This is a genomic window from Streptomyces sp. NPDC048506 (assembly GCF_040651315.1).
Lineage (GTDB): Bacteria > Actinomycetota > Actinomycetes > Streptomycetales > Streptomycetaceae > Streptomyces.
This window is the reverse complement of record NZ_JBEZIX010000010.1, coordinates 185,836-200,904: the sequence shown is the minus strand read 5'-3', so window position 1 is coordinate 200,904 and position 15,069 is coordinate 185,836. Positions and strand designations below refer to the sequence as shown.

At 73.0% G+C, this 15,069-nt stretch carries 11 protein-coding genes; 8 read left to right on the top strand and 3 right to left on the bottom strand.

Features of this window, described 5'->3' with window-relative positions:
* Window positions 1–234: 234 nt before the first annotated feature.
* From AB0C96_RS10910 to AB0C96_RS10880, 7 genes are all read left to right on the top strand, one after another.
* A complete protein-coding gene (locus AB0C96_RS10910) occupies window positions 235–1,038 on the top strand; it encodes a TIGR03084 family metal-binding protein (protein WP_362915889.1) in 804 nt (267 codons plus the stop codon).
* Complete coding sequence (locus tag AB0C96_RS10905; RefSeq protein ID WP_362915887.1) at window positions 1,035–2,732, top strand: acyclic terpene utilization AtuA family protein; 1,698 nt, start codon at window positions 1,035–1,037, stop codon at window positions 2,730–2,732. Before AB0C96_RS10910 ends, AB0C96_RS10905 begins: the two co-directional genes overlap by 4 nt.
* Window positions 2,729–4,327, top strand: coding sequence for a carboxyl transferase domain-containing protein (locus tag AB0C96_RS10900; RefSeq protein WP_362915885.1), 1,599 nt, complete (start codon window positions 2,729–2,731; stop codon window positions 4,325–4,327). The genes AB0C96_RS10905 and AB0C96_RS10900 overlap by 4 nt, the downstream gene beginning before the upstream one ends.
* A gap of 11 nt (window positions 4,328–4,338) precedes the next feature.
* Window positions 4,339–6,189: a biotin carboxylase N-terminal domain-containing protein gene (locus tag AB0C96_RS10895; RefSeq protein ID WP_362915883.1), complete on the top strand. Its 1,851-nt coding sequence runs from the start codon at window positions 4,339–4,341 to the stop codon at window positions 6,187–6,189.
* Entirely contained in the window at window positions 6,186–7,346 is a 1,161-nt protein-coding gene (locus tag AB0C96_RS10890; RefSeq protein WP_362915881.1) for an acyl-CoA dehydrogenase, read from the top strand. Before AB0C96_RS10895 ends, AB0C96_RS10890 begins: the two co-directional genes overlap by 4 nt.
* 206 nt (window positions 7,347–7,552) lie before the next feature.
* Window positions 7,553–8,323: an enoyl-CoA hydratase family protein gene (locus AB0C96_RS10885; RefSeq protein WP_362915879.1), complete on the top strand. Its 771-nt coding sequence runs from the start codon at window positions 7,553–7,555 to the stop codon at window positions 8,321–8,323.
* Window positions 8,311–8,946, top strand: coding sequence for a TetR/AcrR family transcriptional regulator (locus AB0C96_RS10880; protein ID WP_362915877.1), 636 nt, complete (start codon window positions 8,311–8,313; stop codon window positions 8,944–8,946). The genes AB0C96_RS10885 and AB0C96_RS10880 overlap by 13 nt, the downstream gene beginning before the upstream one ends.
* Before the next feature lie 82 nt (window positions 8,947–9,028).
* On the opposite strand, the gene AB0C96_RS10875 is transcribed toward AB0C96_RS10880, so the two are convergent.
* From AB0C96_RS10875 to AB0C96_RS10865, 3 genes are all read right to left on the bottom strand, one after another.
* Window positions 9,029–10,021: a TAXI family TRAP transporter solute-binding subunit gene (locus AB0C96_RS10875; RefSeq protein WP_362915875.1), complete on the bottom strand. Its 993-nt coding sequence runs from the start codon at window positions 10,019–10,021 to the stop codon at window positions 9,029–9,031.
* Window positions 10,022–10,085: 64 nt separating this feature from the next.
* Window positions 10,086–12,143, bottom strand: a complete 2,058-nt coding sequence (locus AB0C96_RS10870) for a TRAP transporter fused permease subunit (protein ID WP_362915873.1) — start codon at window positions 12,141–12,143, stop codon at window positions 10,086–10,088.
* 533 nt (window positions 12,144–12,676) lie between these two features.
* Window positions 12,677–13,780: a citrate synthase 2 gene (locus AB0C96_RS10865; RefSeq protein ID WP_362915871.1), complete on the bottom strand. Its 1,104-nt coding sequence runs from the start codon at window positions 13,778–13,780 to the stop codon at window positions 12,677–12,679.
* A 487-nt stretch (window positions 13,781–14,267) separates the two neighbouring features.
* Between AB0C96_RS10865 and pdxH the strand changes: the two genes are divergently transcribed.
* Window positions 14,268–14,915: a pyridoxamine 5'-phosphate oxidase gene (gene pdxH, locus AB0C96_RS10860; protein ID WP_362915906.1), complete on the top strand. Its 648-nt coding sequence runs from the start codon at window positions 14,268–14,270 to the stop codon at window positions 14,913–14,915.
* Window positions 14,916–15,069: the final 154 nt, after the last annotated feature.

Below are 15,069 nucleotides of genomic sequence, written 5' to 3'. Positions count from 1 at the left end.
TGCCCCGGAGGACCGTCACCGCAGCCGAACAGCCCCGCGCAGCGGCACCGCCCGCCGCAGGCGCAATGGCGAGAAACCGGCACGGCGCCGCAGACAAAAACGTGGGCGGCATAAAAAAATGCACGCACGCTTGATTGTTTTGGCGTGTGGTGTCACCCTCGGTGCGGAACCCGTAACCACACCTGTCAACCAGCCCTGGCCGTACGGCAGATGGGCCGACGAGGGGAGTGCCGCGTGGCCGATCCCGGTGCCGTACTGGCGGATCTCGGAGCGGAGAGCGAGGAGCTGGACGCGCTGGTCGCGGGGCTGCCGGCCGGGCGCTGGAGGACGCCGACGCCCGCCGAGGGGTGGACCGTCGCCCATCAGATCGCGCACCTGGCCTGGACCGACCGGCAGGCGCTGCTGTCCGCCACCGACCCGGAGGGGTTCGTCCGGGCCGCGCGGGAGGCCCTGGCGTCGCCGCTGACCTTCGTCGACGAGGCCGCCGAGGCGGGGGCGAAGACGCCGCCCGCCGAGCTGCTCGCCGAGTGGCGGGCCGGCCGCGCGGAGTTGCAGCGGGCGCTCGCCGCACGCCCGACGGGCGAGAAGCTGCCGTGGTACGGCCCGCCGATGAGCGTGGCGTCGATGGCCACCGCCCGGCTGATGGAGACCTGGGCGCACGGCCAGGACGTCGCCGACGCGCTGGGCGTCACCCGGCTCCCCACCCCGCGGCTGCGGCACATCGCCCGGCTCGGGGTGCGCACCCGTGACTTCGCCTACGCCACGCATCGGATGACCCCGCCCGACGAGGAGTTCAGGGTGGAGCTGCGGGCGCCGGACGGCACGGTGTGGGAGTACGGTCCGGCCGCGGCCCGGCAGCGGGTGACCGGCACCGCGCTGGAGTTCTGTCTGCTGGTGACCCAGCGGGCGCACCGCGACGCCCTGCCGTCCCTGCGGGCCGAGGGCGCCGACGCGGAACGCTGGCTGGGGATCGCCCAGGCCTTCGCCGGCCCACCGGGGAAGGGGCGCGGGCCTGCGTCCGGGGGAGCCACGGCGTGAGCGGGGGCGCACCGCTGCGGATAGGCAACGCCTCCGGTTTCTACGGTGACCGCTTCGACGCGGTCCGCGAGATGCTCACCGGCGGCCCCCTCGACGTCCTCACCGGCGACTACCTCGCCGAACTGACCATGCTGATCCTCGGCCGGGACCGTCTGAAGGACCCCGCGCGCGGCTACGCCACGACCTTTCTGCGGCAGCTGGAGGAGGGCCTCGGGCTGGCCGTCGAGCGCGGGGTGCGGATCGTCACCAACGCGGGTGGGCTGCATCCGGCCGGACTCGCCGACGCGGTAAGGGAGTTGGCCCGGAAGGTCGGGGTTCCCGTACGGGTGGCGCATGTGGAGGGGGACGACCTGCTCGGCCGTGGCTGGGGCGACGGTGTGCTGACCGCCAACGCCTACCTCGGCGGTGCCGGGATCGCCGCCTGTCTGCGCGCCGGGGCCGATGTGGTGATCACCGGACGGGTCACCGACGCCGCGCTGGTCAGCGGTGCTGCCCAGGCGCACTTCGGCTGGTCGTCCGAGGACCTGGACCGGCTGGCCGGCGCGGTGGTCGCCGGGCACGTCCTGGAATGCGGCACCCAGGCCACCGGTGGCAACTACTCCTTCTTCGGCGCCCATGACGTGCGGCACCCCGGCTTCCCGCTCGCCGAGATCTCCGAGGACGGGTCGTCGGTGATCACCAAGCATCCGGGGACGGGCGGGGTGGTCGACGTCGGCACGGTCACCGCCCAGCTCCTGTACGAGACGTCCGGCGCCCGCTACGCCGGGCCGGATGTGACCGCGCGGCTGGACACCGTACGGCTGCGGCAGGAGGCGCCGGACCGGGTCCGGATCGAGGGGGTGCGGGGCGAGGCGCCGCCGCCGACCCTCAAGGCCGGGCTGACCCGGCTCGGCGGCTGGCGCAACGAGGTCACCTTCGTGCTGACCGGGCTGGACGTCGAGGCCAAGGCCGAGCTGGTGCGCCGGCAGATGGACGCGGCCTTCGCCGCCGCCGGCCGCCGCCCCGCCGAGGTGCGCTGGACGCTGGCCCGCACCGACCGGGACGACGCCGACGTCCAGGAGGAGGCCAGCGCGCTGCTGCGGCTGGTGGTGCGGGACGCCGACCAGCGCGCGGTGGGGCGGGTGGTCAGCGGCGCCGCGGTGGAGTTGGCGCTGGCCAGCTACCCCGGTTTCCACCTCACCGCACCGCCCGGCAAGGGCTCGCCCTACGGCGTCTTCGAGGCGGTGGCGGTGGACGCGGCCGAGGTGCCGCACCGGGCGGTCCTGCCGGACGGCGCCCACGTCGAGGTACAACCCGCGGGAAACACGCGGGAGTTGGTGCGGCTGGACGATCCGGCGCTCCCCGAGCCGTTGGCCGTTCGGGGCACCCGGCGGGCACCCCTCGGCCGCGTCGTCGGGGCCCGCAGCGGGGACAAGGGCGGCGCGGCGAACGTCGGGGTGTGGGCCGGTACGGACCAGGCGTGGCGCTGGCTGGTGCACGAGCTGACCGTCGAGCGGTTCCGCCGCCTGCTGCCCGAGACCGCCGACCTGCCGGTCGACCGGCACGTACTGCCGAATCTGCGCGCGCTCAACTTCGTCGTCGACGGGCTGCTCGGTGCGGGCGTCGCCGCACAGGCCCGCTTCGATCCGCAGGCCAAGGCCGTGGGGGAGTGGCTGCGCGCACGGCACATGGACATACCGGAGGTGTTGCTGTGACCGTGCTCGGAACGGCACTCGACCCGACGAGCGCCACCCATGGCGAACGTCGGGCCGCGATGCTCGCCAAACTGGCCGAGGTCGAGGCCGAACACGCCAAGGCGATCGCCGGCGGCGGCGAGAAGTACGTCGCCCGGCACCGGGAGCGCGGCAAGCTGCTCGCCCGGGAGCGGATCGAGCTGCTGGTCGACCCCGATACGCCGTTCCTGGAGCTGTCGCCGCTCGCCGCCTGGGGCAGCGACTACCAGGTCGGTGCGTCGCTGGTCACCGGCATCGGCGTCATCGAGGGCGTGGAGTGCCTGATCACCGCCAACGACCCGACGGTGCGCGGCGGCGCCTCCAACCCCTGGACCCTGAAGAAGGCCCTGCGCGCCAACGAGATCGCCTTCGCCAACCGGCTCCCGGTGGTCTCGCTCGTCGAGTCCGGCGGCGCGGACCTGCCCAGCCAGAAGGAGATCTTCATCCCGGGCGGGGCGCTCTTCAAGGACCTCACCCGGCTGTCCGCGGCCGGCATCCCGACCGTCGCCGTGGTCTTCGGCAATTCGACCGCCGGTGGCGCCTACGTCCCCGGCATGTCCGACCACGTGATCATGGTCAAGGAGCGGGCGAAGGTCTTCCTCGGCGGGCCGCCGCTGGTGAAGATGGCGACCGGCGAGGAGAGCGACGACGAGTCGCTCGGCGGCGCCGAGATGCACGCCCGCACCTCGGGCCTCGCGGACCACTTCGCGGTGGACGAGCCCGATGCGCTGCGCCAGGCGCGGCGGGTCGTCGCCCGGCTCAACTGGCGCAAGGCGCAGGCCGATCCGGGACCCGCGGCGCCGCCCGCGCACGACGCGGAGGAGCTGCTCGGCATCGTCCCCGGCGACCTCAAGGCGCCCTTCGACCCCCGGGAGGTGATCGCCCGGATCGTGGACGCCTCGGACTTCGACGAGTTCAAACCGCTCTACGGGTCGAGCCTGGTGACCGGCTGGGCCGCCCTGCACGGCTACCCGGTCGGCATCCTCGCCAACGCCCAGGGCGTCCTGTTCAGCGCGGAGTCCCAGAAGGCCGCGCAGTTCATCCAGTTGGCCAACCAGCGCGACGTCCCGCTCCTCTTCCTGCACAACACCACCGGCTACATGGTCGGCAAGGAGTACGAGCAGGGCGGCATCATCAAGCACGGCGCGATGATGATCAACGCGGTCAGCAATTCGACGGTGCCGCATCTGTCGGTGCTGATGGGCGCCTCGTACGGGGCCGGGCACTACGGCATGTGCGGGCGCGCCTACGACCCCCGCTTCCTCTTCGCCTGGCCGAGCGCCAAGTCCGCCGTGATGGGCCCCCAGCAGCTGGCCGGGGTGCTGTCGATCGTCGCCCGCGCCTCGGCGGCCGCGAAGGGCCGGCCCTACGACGAGGAGGCCGACGCCGGGCTGCGGGCCATGGTCGAGCAGCAGATCGAGTCCGAGTCGTTGCCGATGTTCCTGTCCGGGCGGCTCTACGACGACGGCGTCATCGACCCGCGCGACACCCGCACCGTCCTCGGCCTGTGTCTGTCCGCGATCCACACGGCGCCCGTGGAGGGCGCACGGGGTGGGTTCGGCGTCTTCCGGATGTGAGGTCCCTCCACATGATCACCTCGGTACTGGTCGCCAACCGCGGCGAGATCGCCTGCCGTGTCTTCCGCACCTGCCACGACCTGGGCATCCGCACCGTCGCCGTGCACTCCGACGCCGACCAGGACGCCCTCCACACCCGCCTGGCCGACGCCGCGGTGCGGCTCGCGGGCCACACGCCCGCCGAGACGTACCTGCGCGGTGACCTCCTGGTGAAGGCGGCGCTGGACGCGGGAGCCGACGCCGTGCACCCGGGCTACGGGTTCCTGTCCGAGAACGCCGACTTCGCCCGTGCCGTCCTCGACGCCGGGCTGACCTGGATCGGTCCGCCGCCCGAGGCGATCGAGGCGATGGCCTCCAAGACCCGCGCCAAGGACCTCATGGGCATCCGCCCGCTGACGTCCGTCACCGCCGACGACCTGCCCGTCCTGGTGAAGGCCGCGGCCGGCGGCGGTGGTCGCGGCATGCGGATCGTGCGCGAACTCGCCGATCTGGACGACGCGTTGACGGCCGCGCGGGCCGAGGCGCTGAGCGCCTTCGGGGACGGTGAGGTGTTCGTCGAGCCGTACGTCGAGGGCGGACGCCATGTCGAGGTGCAGGTCCTCGCCGACGCGCACGGCACCGTATGGACGCTCGGCACCCGCGACTGTTCGCTCCAGCGGCGCCACCAGAAGGTCATCGAGGAGGCGCCCGCGCCCGGCCTCGGGCCGGAACTCACCGCCGCCCTCCACGAGACGGCGGAGCGCGCCGCCCGGGCCACCGGCTACCGCGGCGCCGGCACCGTGGAGTTCCTGGTAGCCGACGGCCGGGCCCACTTCCTGGAGATGAACACCCGCCTCCAGGTCGAACACCCCGTCACCGAGGCCGTGTTCGGGATCGACCTGGTCGCCCTCCAGATCCGGATCGCCGAGGGCGGCCCCCTGGACGGCGAGCCGCCGCGCGCCCAGGGGCACGCGGTGGAGGCCCGCCTGTACGCGGAGGACCCGGCCGCCGGCTGGGCCCCGCAGACCGGCACCCTGCACCGGCTGGCCGTCCCCGGCGTGCGCCTCGACACCGGCTACGCCGACGGCGACACGGTCGGCGTGCACTACGACGCGATGCTCGCCAAGGCGGTGGCCCACGCGCCCACCCGGGCGGAGGCGCTGCGCCGGCTCTCCGGGGCCCTGGAGCGGGCCACCGTCCACGGGCCGGTCACCAACCGGGACCTCCTCGTGCGCTCCCTGCGGCACCCGGAGTTCGTCGAGGCCCGCATGGACACCGGCTTCTACCAGCGGCATCTGGACGCCCTCGCCGAGCCCGTCACCGACCCGTACGCGCCGCTCGCCGCGGCCCTCGCCGAGGCGCACGGCCGCTCCCGGTTCGGCGGCTTCCGCAACGTGCCGTCCCAGCCGCAGACCAAGCGCTACCGCACCGAACCCGACGGCGTCGAGCACGAGGTCCACTACCGGCACACCAGGGACGGCCTGTCCGCCGACGGGGTGCACGTCGTGCACGCCGCCCCCGACGCCGTCGTCCTCGACGTCGGCGGGGTGCGGCGGCGGTTCGCGGTCGGCCGGTACGGCGACCGCGTCCATGTGAACGGCACCGCCCTGACCGCCCTGCCCCGTTTCCCCGACCCCGCCGCACAGCGCGCCCCGGGGTCGCTGCTCGCACCCATGCCCGGCACCGTCGTCCGGGTCGCCGAAGGGCTCGCCGAAGGCGCCCGGGTGGCGGCCGGGCAGCCACTGTTGTGGCTGGAGGCGATGAAGATGGAACACAAGATCACCGCCCCCGCCTCCGGCACGCTCACCGCCCTGCACGCCGCCCCCGGCCACCAGGTCGAGGTCGGCGCCCTGCTCGCCGTCGTTCAGGAGGAAGAGTCATGAACACCGTCCTCGAAACCGAAGAGCACCAGGCACTGCGCGCCGCCGTCGCCGCGCTCGGCAAGCGCTACGGCCGCGCCTACATGACGAGCGTCGTCCGCTCGGAGGGGCACCCCGACGAGCTGTGGGCCGAGGCCGCCAAACTCGGCTACCTCGGGGTCAACCTCCCCGAGGAGTACGGCGGCGGAGGCGGCGGCATCACCGAACTCTCGATCGTGCTGGAGGAGTTGGGTGCGGCCGGCAGCCCCCTGCTGATGATGGTCGTCTCCCCCGCCATCTGCGGCACCGTCATCGCCCGCTTCGGGACCGAGGCGCAGCAGCGGGCGTGGCTGCCGGGACTCGCCGACGGCACCCGCACCATGGCCTTCGGCATCACCGAACCCGACGCCGGCTCCAACGCGCACCGGATCACCACCACCGCCCGCCGGGACGGCACCGACTGGCTGCTCACCGGCCGCAAGGTGTTCGTCTCGGGCGTCGACATCGCCGATGCGACGCTGATCGTGGGCCGCACCGAGGACGCCCGCACCGGTCGGCTCAAGCCGTGCCTGTTCATCGTCCCGCGCGACGCGCCCGGCTTCGGCCGCAGTGCCATCCCGATGGAGTTGGCCGCCCCGGAGAAGCAGTTCGAACTGGTCCTGGACGAGGTGCGGCTGCCCGCCGACGCCCTGGTCGGCGACGAGGACGCCGGGCTGCTGCAACTGTTCGCCGGGCTCAACCCCGAGCGCATCATGACCGCCGCCTTCGCCCTCGGCATGGGCCGTTACGCCCTCGACCGGGCCGTCGACTACGCCCGCACCCGCCAGGTGTGGAAGGAGCCCATCGGCGCCCACCAGGCCATCGCCCACCCGCTCGCCCAGGCCCACATCGAGCTGGAGCTGGCCCGGCTCATGATGCAGAAGGCCGCGCGTCTCTACGACGCGGGTGACGACCTGGCCGCCGGCGAGGCCGCCAACATGGCCAAGTACGCGGCGGCCGAGGCCGCGGTGCACGCCGTCGACCAGGCCGTGCACACCCTCGGCGGCAACGGCCTCACCCAGGAGTACGGCCTCGCCTCGCTGATCACGGCCGCCCGGGTGGCCAGGATCGCCCCGGTCAGCCGCGAGATGATCCTCAACTTCGTCTCGCACCAGTCGCTGGGGCTGCCCAAGTCGTACTGAGGGGCCGGCCGCGGCGTTCCGGGCGAGGACAGTGACGAGGTCCCCGAGGCGTGCGCGGTGCGGCAGCGGGGGCCCGCCTGAGCGCCGACGAGGTCATCGCGTACGTTGCCGCTCGGGTCGCCCCCACAAGACGGTGCGCCGCGCGCCACCACCGGGAAGATCCTGCGGCGCGAACCGCGCGCCAGGGAAAGGAGCTCGACGGACCGATGACCGACGTACCAGCGACACCCCTGGTGCTGCGCTCCCACGAGCGCGGCATCACCACCCTCACCCTGGACTCCCCGCACAACCGCAATGCGCTCTCCACCCGGTTGGTGGCCGAGCTGCACCAGGCGCTCGTGGACGCCGCGGCCGACGACGGGACCCGGGCCGTGGTGCTCACCCACACGGGCGGGACGTTCTGCGCCGGTGCGGACCTGGCCGAGGCCACGGCGGGAGCGGCCACGGACGGCCCGTTGGGCCTGGCGCGGCTGCTGCGCGCCATCGTGGAGCTGCCGCGGCCCGTCGTCGCCCGGGTCACCGGGCATGTGCGGGCGGGGGGACTGGGGCTGCTCGGCGCCTGCGACATCGCCGCAGCCGGCCCCAAGGCCGGCTTCGCCTTCACCGAGGCCCGGCTCGGCCTGGCGCCCGCCGTCATCTCCATGCCGCTGCTGCCGCGGCTGGATCCGCGCGCAGCCGGCCGCTACTACCTCACCGGCGAGACGTTCGGCTCCGCTGAGGCGGCCCGGATCGGCCTGGTCACGCTGGCGGCCGACGACGTCGACGCCGGTCTCGCCCCCGTACTGGAGGGCCTGCGCAAGGGCTCGCCCCAGGGCCTGGCCGAGTCGAAGCGGCTGGTCACCGCGGAGGTGCTGGCCGCCTTCGACCGCGACACCGAGGCGCTCGCCGAACGGTCCGCGCGGCTCTTCGGCTCCGCCGAGGCCCGTGAGGGCATGACCGCCTTCCTGGAACGACGGGCTCCGGCATGGGCGCGCTGACCCCGGCCCGCGGCGCCCGGCCGCCCCAGCAGGAGCGCAGCCGCGCCACCCGCCTCAAGCTGCTGGAGGCCGCCATCTCCTGCCTCGCGGAGCGCGGTTGGAGCGGCAGCACGGTCTCCGTCGTCGCCGAGCGGGCGGGCGTCTCCCGGGGCGCCGCCCAGCACCACTTCCGCACCCGCGAGGACCTGTTCACCGCGGCCGTCGAACACGTCGCGGAGAAGCGCAAGGGCGCCCTGAAGGCGGTCGCCCACGACCTGCCGCCCGCCGGGTCCATCGCCCGCACCTGGATCATCGTCGAGGAGCTGGTCGGCCTGTACACGGGGCCGCTGTTCCGGGCCGCGCTGCACCTGTGGGTGGCGGCCTCCGACGAGGAGCAACTGCGCGAACAGGTCACCGCCCTGGAGGCCCGGGTCGGACGGGAGGTGCACCGCACGGCGGTGGCACTGCTGGAGGCGGACGAGGCCGTGCCCGGCGTACGGGAGACGGTTCAGGGACTGCTCGACATGGCGCGGGGGCTGGGGCTGGCCAACCTGCTGACGGACGACTCGGCCCGGCGCGACCGGGTCGTGGAGCAGTGGGCCCGGATCCTCGACGGGGTCCTCAACCCGGCGGAGCGGTCCTGAGCCGTCCGTCCCCGGCCGCGCCGCGAGGAGGAACGGCGCGTCCGGCGGTGAGCCGGCCGCGCCGTCCATCGAGGGCCAGGGCTCAGGCCTGGTTGGCCCGCACGTCTATCGCCTTGCTCGCGCCGGGGTTGAGCGGCACGGGCTTGGTGTCGGCGGCGTTGTCGATGCGGTTCTCCTTGGCGGCGGGGTTCACCTTCGCCAGCTCCGCCTGACGGCTGAAGAGGAGGTCGACGAGCTTCCCGGCGAGCGCCGGGTCGAAGCCCTTCTTCACCAGGAGCACGTTGGGAACGACGATGGTGGGGACGCCCGCGGGCTGCCGGTAGGCGGCGGCGGGGATGACACCGCGCTGGTAGACGTCGCCGTACTCCTTCCGCAACGCGCCCAGCTTCGGCGTGATGTCGAGGAAGCGCACCTTCTTCCCCAGCGTGGTGGTGAGGTCGGTGATGCCTGCCGTCGGGACCCCGCCGGACCAGAAGAGGGCGTCCACGGTCCCGTCCTTCATGCCGTCGACCGTCTCGGGCAGCCCCAGGCGCTGCGCCTTCACGTCCTTGTCGGCGTCGAGTCCGCTGGCGTGCAGCAGTCTCTTCGCGATCACCTCGGTCCCGGAACCGGGTGCCCCGGTCGAGACGCGCTTGCCGCGCATGTCCTCCAGGGAGTTGATGCCGGAGTCGGCCCGGACGATGACCTGGGTGTAGTTCGGGTAGAGCCGGGCCAGCGCCTCGACCGGCTGCTTCGTGGTGAACGGGCCCTTGCCGTCGACCGCGTCGGCGGCGGTGTCCAGCAGCGAGAAGCCCAGGTCGTAGTCGCCCTTGGCGATGCCCTGGATGTTCTGCACCGAACCGCCCGTGGCCGTGGCGGTCGCCCGGTAGCCCTTGAGGTTCTCGGAGATCTCCTTCGCCAGGCTGCCGCCCAACTGGTAGTAGACGCCAGTGGTGTTGCCGGTGGCGAGGGTGAGCCGGCCGCCGACACCCTGGTCTGCCTTGTCCTGCTGCTTTCCGCTACAGGCGGTGGCCGTGAGGGCGAGGGCGAGGGCCGCTGCGGCGGCGCCCAGGGCACGGAGACGTAGCTGGATCATTCGGTGGGACCTTTCGGTGGAAACCCTGATGGGGAGGTGATGGGGATGCGATGGGGCAGGGGACTCACAGGCCGTGGGGCACCGCGCGGGCATGTGCCCTGCGTCGGCGCAGCAGGTGCAGGCCGAGCGCCGTCACCAGCAACGCCGAGCCGGCGAGCAGCGACAACGGCTTGAGGTAGAGGAGGAGGACGGCGGACGCGGCACACAGACCGCGTTCGAGGAGGGTGCTCGGCCCCAGCAGCCAGCCTCCGGTGGCGGCGGCCAGCGCGGCGACGGCGAGCGCGGAGACCCCGAGGACCCAGGCGATGTCCGTGAACGAGCCCTGGCCCAGCAGATGCGCGCCGTTGTCGGTGAGGACGAAGGAGAACGGCACCAGGAACGCGGGCAGGGAGTACTTCCAGGTCTCCATCATCGTCCGCGTCGGGCTGCCACCCGTGATGGCCGCCGCCGCGGTGGCGGCCAGCGCAGTCGGCGGGGTCACTTCGGAGAGCACGGCGTAGTAGAAGATGAACATGTACGCCTCGGGGGCGGTGACGCCCAGCGCGGTCATCGCCGGGGCGATGATCACCGCCGAGATGATGAACGACGCGGTCACCGGCACCGCGAGCCCGAGGACGGTGACCGAGACGGCGGCGAACAGCGCCGTCAGGACGAGCGTCACGGTCGGATCGTCACCGAAGGCGCCCGCGGACTCCACGATGATGGTGGCCAGGTTGAGGCCCAGGCCGGTCTGGGTCACGACGGAGACGATGATCCCCGCCGCGGCGCAGGTGGCGATGACCGGGAGCACCGAGCGGCTGCCCTGTGCGAGGGCCTCGAAGAGCCGTCGCGGCGTCAGCCGGTGGGCCGGGTCGAGGAACGAGAGCAGGAACTGCACGCCCGTCGCGTAGACCACCGCCTTGAACGGCGGCAGTCCCGCCGCCATGAAGCCGATGATCAGGAACAGCGACAGGAAGTGGTAGCCGAAACGGGCCAGCAGTTTCCACGGGGACCGCTGCTCCACCTCGACCGTCGCGGTCACGTGCTTCCGGGCGTCGATCTCGATCGCCAGGATGATGCCGAGGTAGTAAAGGACGGTGGGCACCGTGGCGTAGACCAGGACGGTGAGGTAGCTCACCCTCAGGTACTCGGCGATGACGAAGGCGGCGGAGCCGAGCGTGGGCGGGGAGAGGATCGCCCCGATCCCGGCGGCGGCGAGGATGCCGCCGCCCTTCTCCTTCGCGTAGCCCGCCCGGCGCAGTACGGGCCAGGCGACCGATCCCAGGCTCACCGCGGTGGCGGTGCCCGAACCGGACACGGTGCCCATCAGGAAGCCCGCGGCCGTCACGGTGCGGCCCGCGGCGCTGCGGGAGCCGCGGAACGCCGCGAAGGACAGCTCGATGAAGAAGGCGCCGGCGCCGGACAGGTCGAGCACCGCGCCGAAGATGGTGAACAGGACGATGTAGGTGGCCGCCACGTTCAGCGGCACGCCGTAGAACCCGTCGGCGCCAATGAAGAGGTTGGCGAGGATGGCGTCCGCGTCGAAGCCGCTGTGCGCCAGGGGCCACTCGTACGGGAGCAGCCCGCCGTAGGAGGCGTACAGCAGGAAGCCCACGCACAGCAGCGGCAGCGCCCATCCGGTGGTCCGCCGGCACGCCTCCAGGACCAGGAGCAGCATGACCAGTCCCGCCACGGTGTCCCACGTGGTGGGCAGCTGACGCCGTTCGAGGAAGCCGTCGAAGTCCAGCAGGGGGTAGGTGCAGACCGCCAGCGCGGCTGCGGCCAGTACCCAGTCGACGACCCCGGGACCGTCGGTGGGCCGGGCCGCTGCCGGGCCTTCGTCCGCCGTTCCCGCCGTGGCGTCCGGCGCGCCGCCGGTCCGACGCCACGGCAGTCGGAAGGCGGGTATCCGCAGGTCGGCGCGGTGGGTCAGGAAGCAGAGCGGGAGCGCCACGGCGAGGAAGACCGTGACGGAGAACTGGGGGCCCCGCGCCAAGGGGAAGAAGACCGCGTAGAGCGAGAAGAGGGACAGCGCCGCGCAGACGGCGGAAACTGCGGCGGACAGCCTCGGCGACAGTCGGCTCATCGGCCGTTCCTGGTCGTACTGGGCCACCAGTTCTTCGACGGTCGGCTGCGCTGGCACCGCGTTGTCCCGTTCTGCAGAGGAGCTCGAAGCTCACCAAGGCGTGTTGCGCAGCGGGGGCGGAGCCGTACGACATCGATCCGCACAGCGAAGTGGGTCGTCCCCCGTGACGCAACGCCATGCAACGGGAGCAGGGAACGCGGCGACAACCGTAAAAAGACCGATCGGTTCAAATTCTTCGGTCGACCGCGCCGGGCGTTTCGGTGGGGCCCGCTGTGTCGGCCAGCCGGCTCCGCACACGGCCGCCGAAAGGCTCCGGGGCGCTCGGGGACGTCTGGTGGCCGAGGCCGTGCGGTGCGCCGCCTGCGGCCGGGCGGCGCCGGTGGACCGCGGGCCAGGGGGGACGGCTCCTTCGCTTTCGGCCGTCTGGGGTTCACGTTCTGGAACGGGGGTGAACTGCGGGACGACTTCGTCGCGCAGTTCTCACGGCGCCTGGGCGGGCACCGCACCGTGGAGCTCGGCGGCAGGCTCTCAAGCCAACGCCGGGCTCCACGGCTGCCAGGGGCAACTCTCCTTGGGGAAGCCCCGAGGGCTCAGCGCGCGGTGAGGTCCGCGTAGCCGGAGATCTCCTGCGGGCTGCGCGACCCGGGGCCGACGTAGCGGGCCGAGGGGCGCACGAGCCGGCCGGTCCGCTTCTGCTCCAGGATGTGGGCGCTCCAGCCGGCGGTCCGGGCGCAGGTGAACATGGAGGTGAACATGTGCGCCGGGACCTCCGCGAAGTCCAGGACGATGGCCGCCCAGAACTCGACGTTGGTGGCCAGCACCCGGTCCGGGCGGCGGTTGTGCAGCTCCTCCAACGCGGCCTTCTCCAGCGCCTCGGCGACCTCGAAGCGCGGGGCGGCCAGCTCCCTGGCGGTGCGCCGCAGCACCCGCGCCCGCGGGTCCTCGGCACGGTAGACGCGGTGGCCGAAGCCCATCAGCCGCTCGCCCTTGTCCAGCGCCTGGCGGACGTAGGCGCCGGCGTCGCCGGTCCGCTCGATCTCCTCGATCATCCCGAGGACGCGGGAGGGTGCGCCGCCGTGCAGCGGACCCGACATCGCACCGACCGCGCCGGACAGCGCCGCCGCCACATCCGCACCCGTCGAGGCGATGACCCGCGCCGTGAAGGTGGAGGCGTTCATGCCGTGCTCGGCGGCCGAGGTCCAGTAGGCGTCGACGGCCTTGACGTGCTTGGGGTCGGGCTCGCCGCGCCAGCGCTTCATGAAGCGCTCCACGACGGTCTCCGCCTTGTCGATCTCCTTCTGCGGCACCATCGGCAGGCCCTGTCCGCGCGCCGACTGGGCGACGTACGACAGCGCCATGACCGCGGCCCGGGCGAGGTTGTCGCGGGCCGTGGCCTCGTCGATGTCCAGCAGCGGTTTGAGGCCCCAGACGGGGGCGAGCATGGCGAGCGCGGACTGGACGTCGACCCGGATGTCGCCCGAGTGGACCGGGATCGGGAAGGGTTCGGCGGGCGGCAGGCCGGGGTTGAACGCCCCGTCGACCAGCAGTCCCCAGACGTTCCCGAAGGACACGTGCCCGACGAGGTCTTCGATGTCGACCCCGCGGTAACGGAGCGCGCCGCCCTCCTTATCCGGTTCGGCGATCTCCGTCTCGAACGCGACAACTCCTTCGAGTCCGGGTACGAAGTCGGACATCAGGCGGCTCCTCAAGATGGGGACGGCGTACGGTCCATGACCGGCTGCCGTGCGGTCGAGTCTGGTGTGCGGTGCCGGCGCGGTTACGCGGCTGCGCCGGGCAGCTCGCGGTCCGTACCGGTCACCCCGGTGATGCCCCGCCAGGGCATGGGTCACGCGACGGCCGGCCCGCGGTGGGTCGGCCCGCGGGCGGCGGATGCGGTGGTGCGGTGCGGCGGTGTGCCCCGTGTGCTCAGGCCGGACGGAACACGATAGCTCTCCCTGTCCGGGGTCCACAGTGGGCCGGCCCATGATTTTGGCGGGTCTCCCACCTGCGGGGAAGCGTGAGATCCGGCACACTGGTCGATTTGCTGACGGGAGGGTTACGGCAGGTCGACGAGGGGCAGACTTCCGCCCCTCCCGGCTGACCGGGCCGGTGGTGATGTTGCAAGATGAGGCCGTGCACCCAGCCGACGCGCCCCACTCCGAGACCCCCGACCCCTCGACCATGCGTGCGCACTACCGCGCCGAGGGACTGGCCGAGTCCGACCTCGCCGCCAGCCCGTACGACCAGTTCGCGCGCTGGTTCAAGGACGCGACGGTGGCCGGCCTGCACGAGCCGAACGCCATGGTCGTCTCGACGGCGGACGCCGCCGGCCGGCCGAGCTCGCGGACCGTGCTGCTCAAGGGCTTCGACGACCGCGGCTTCGTGTTCTTCACCAACTACCACAGCCGCAAAGGCCGCGAGCTGGCCGAAAACCCCTATATCTCCCTGGTGTTCCCCTGGCATCCGCTCTCCCGCCAGGTCGTGGTGACCGGCGTCGCGGAGCGCATCGGCCGGGACGAGACCGCCGCCTACTTCCGCACCCGCCCGCACGGCTCCCAGCTGGGCGCCTGGGCCAGCGATCAGTCCGCGCCCCTCGCCACGCGTGAGGAACTGGAGCACGCCTACGCGGAATTGGCGGCCCGCTACCCGGAGGGCGAGCAGGTGCCGGCGCCGCCGCACTGGGGCGGTTACCGGATCGCCGCCGAGACGATCGAATTCTGGCAGGGCCGGCTGAACCGTCTGCACGACCGGCTGCGGTACGTCCGCCGGACCGATGCCGGGGCCGAGGACGGGGTCGTGACCTGGCGGGTGGAGCGTCTGGCGCCCTGAGGGCGGTGGGCCGGCCGGGCCGGAGAGAAGCGGGCGGCCCGGCCCCGGGGAGGCGGCCGCCCGTACGAGGCGTCCGTAGACGCAGACGACCCGCGGGCTGTCTCCTCCGCGCTCGGTGGCGCGAAGGGCCGGTCGGACGAACCGGCAGCCCGCG

Coding starts and splice junctions, on each gene's coding strand:
- AB0C96_RS10885 (WP_362915879.1), top strand. CDS start 7,553: ATGACCGACGTACCAGCGACACCCCTGGTGCTGCGCTCCCACGAGCGC.
- AB0C96_RS10875 (WP_362915875.1), bottom strand. CDS start 10,021: ATGATCCAGCTACGTCTCCGTGCCCTGGGCGCCGCCGCAGCGGCCCTC.
- AB0C96_RS10880 (WP_362915877.1), top strand. CDS start 8,311: ATGGGCGCGCTGACCCCGGCCCGCGGCGCCCGGCCGCCCCAGCAGGAG.
- pdxH (WP_362915906.1), top strand. CDS start 14,268: ATGCGTGCGCACTACCGCGCCGAGGGACTGGCCGAGTCCGACCTCGCC.
- AB0C96_RS10895 (WP_362915883.1), top strand. CDS start 4,339: ATGATCACCTCGGTACTGGTCGCCAACCGCGGCGAGATCGCCTGCCGT.
- AB0C96_RS10890 (WP_362915881.1), top strand. CDS start 6,186: ATGAACACCGTCCTCGAAACCGAAGAGCACCAGGCACTGCGCGCCGCC.
- AB0C96_RS10865 (WP_362915871.1), bottom strand. CDS start 13,780: ATGTCCGACTTCGTACCCGGACTCGAAGGAGTTGTCGCGTTCGAGACG.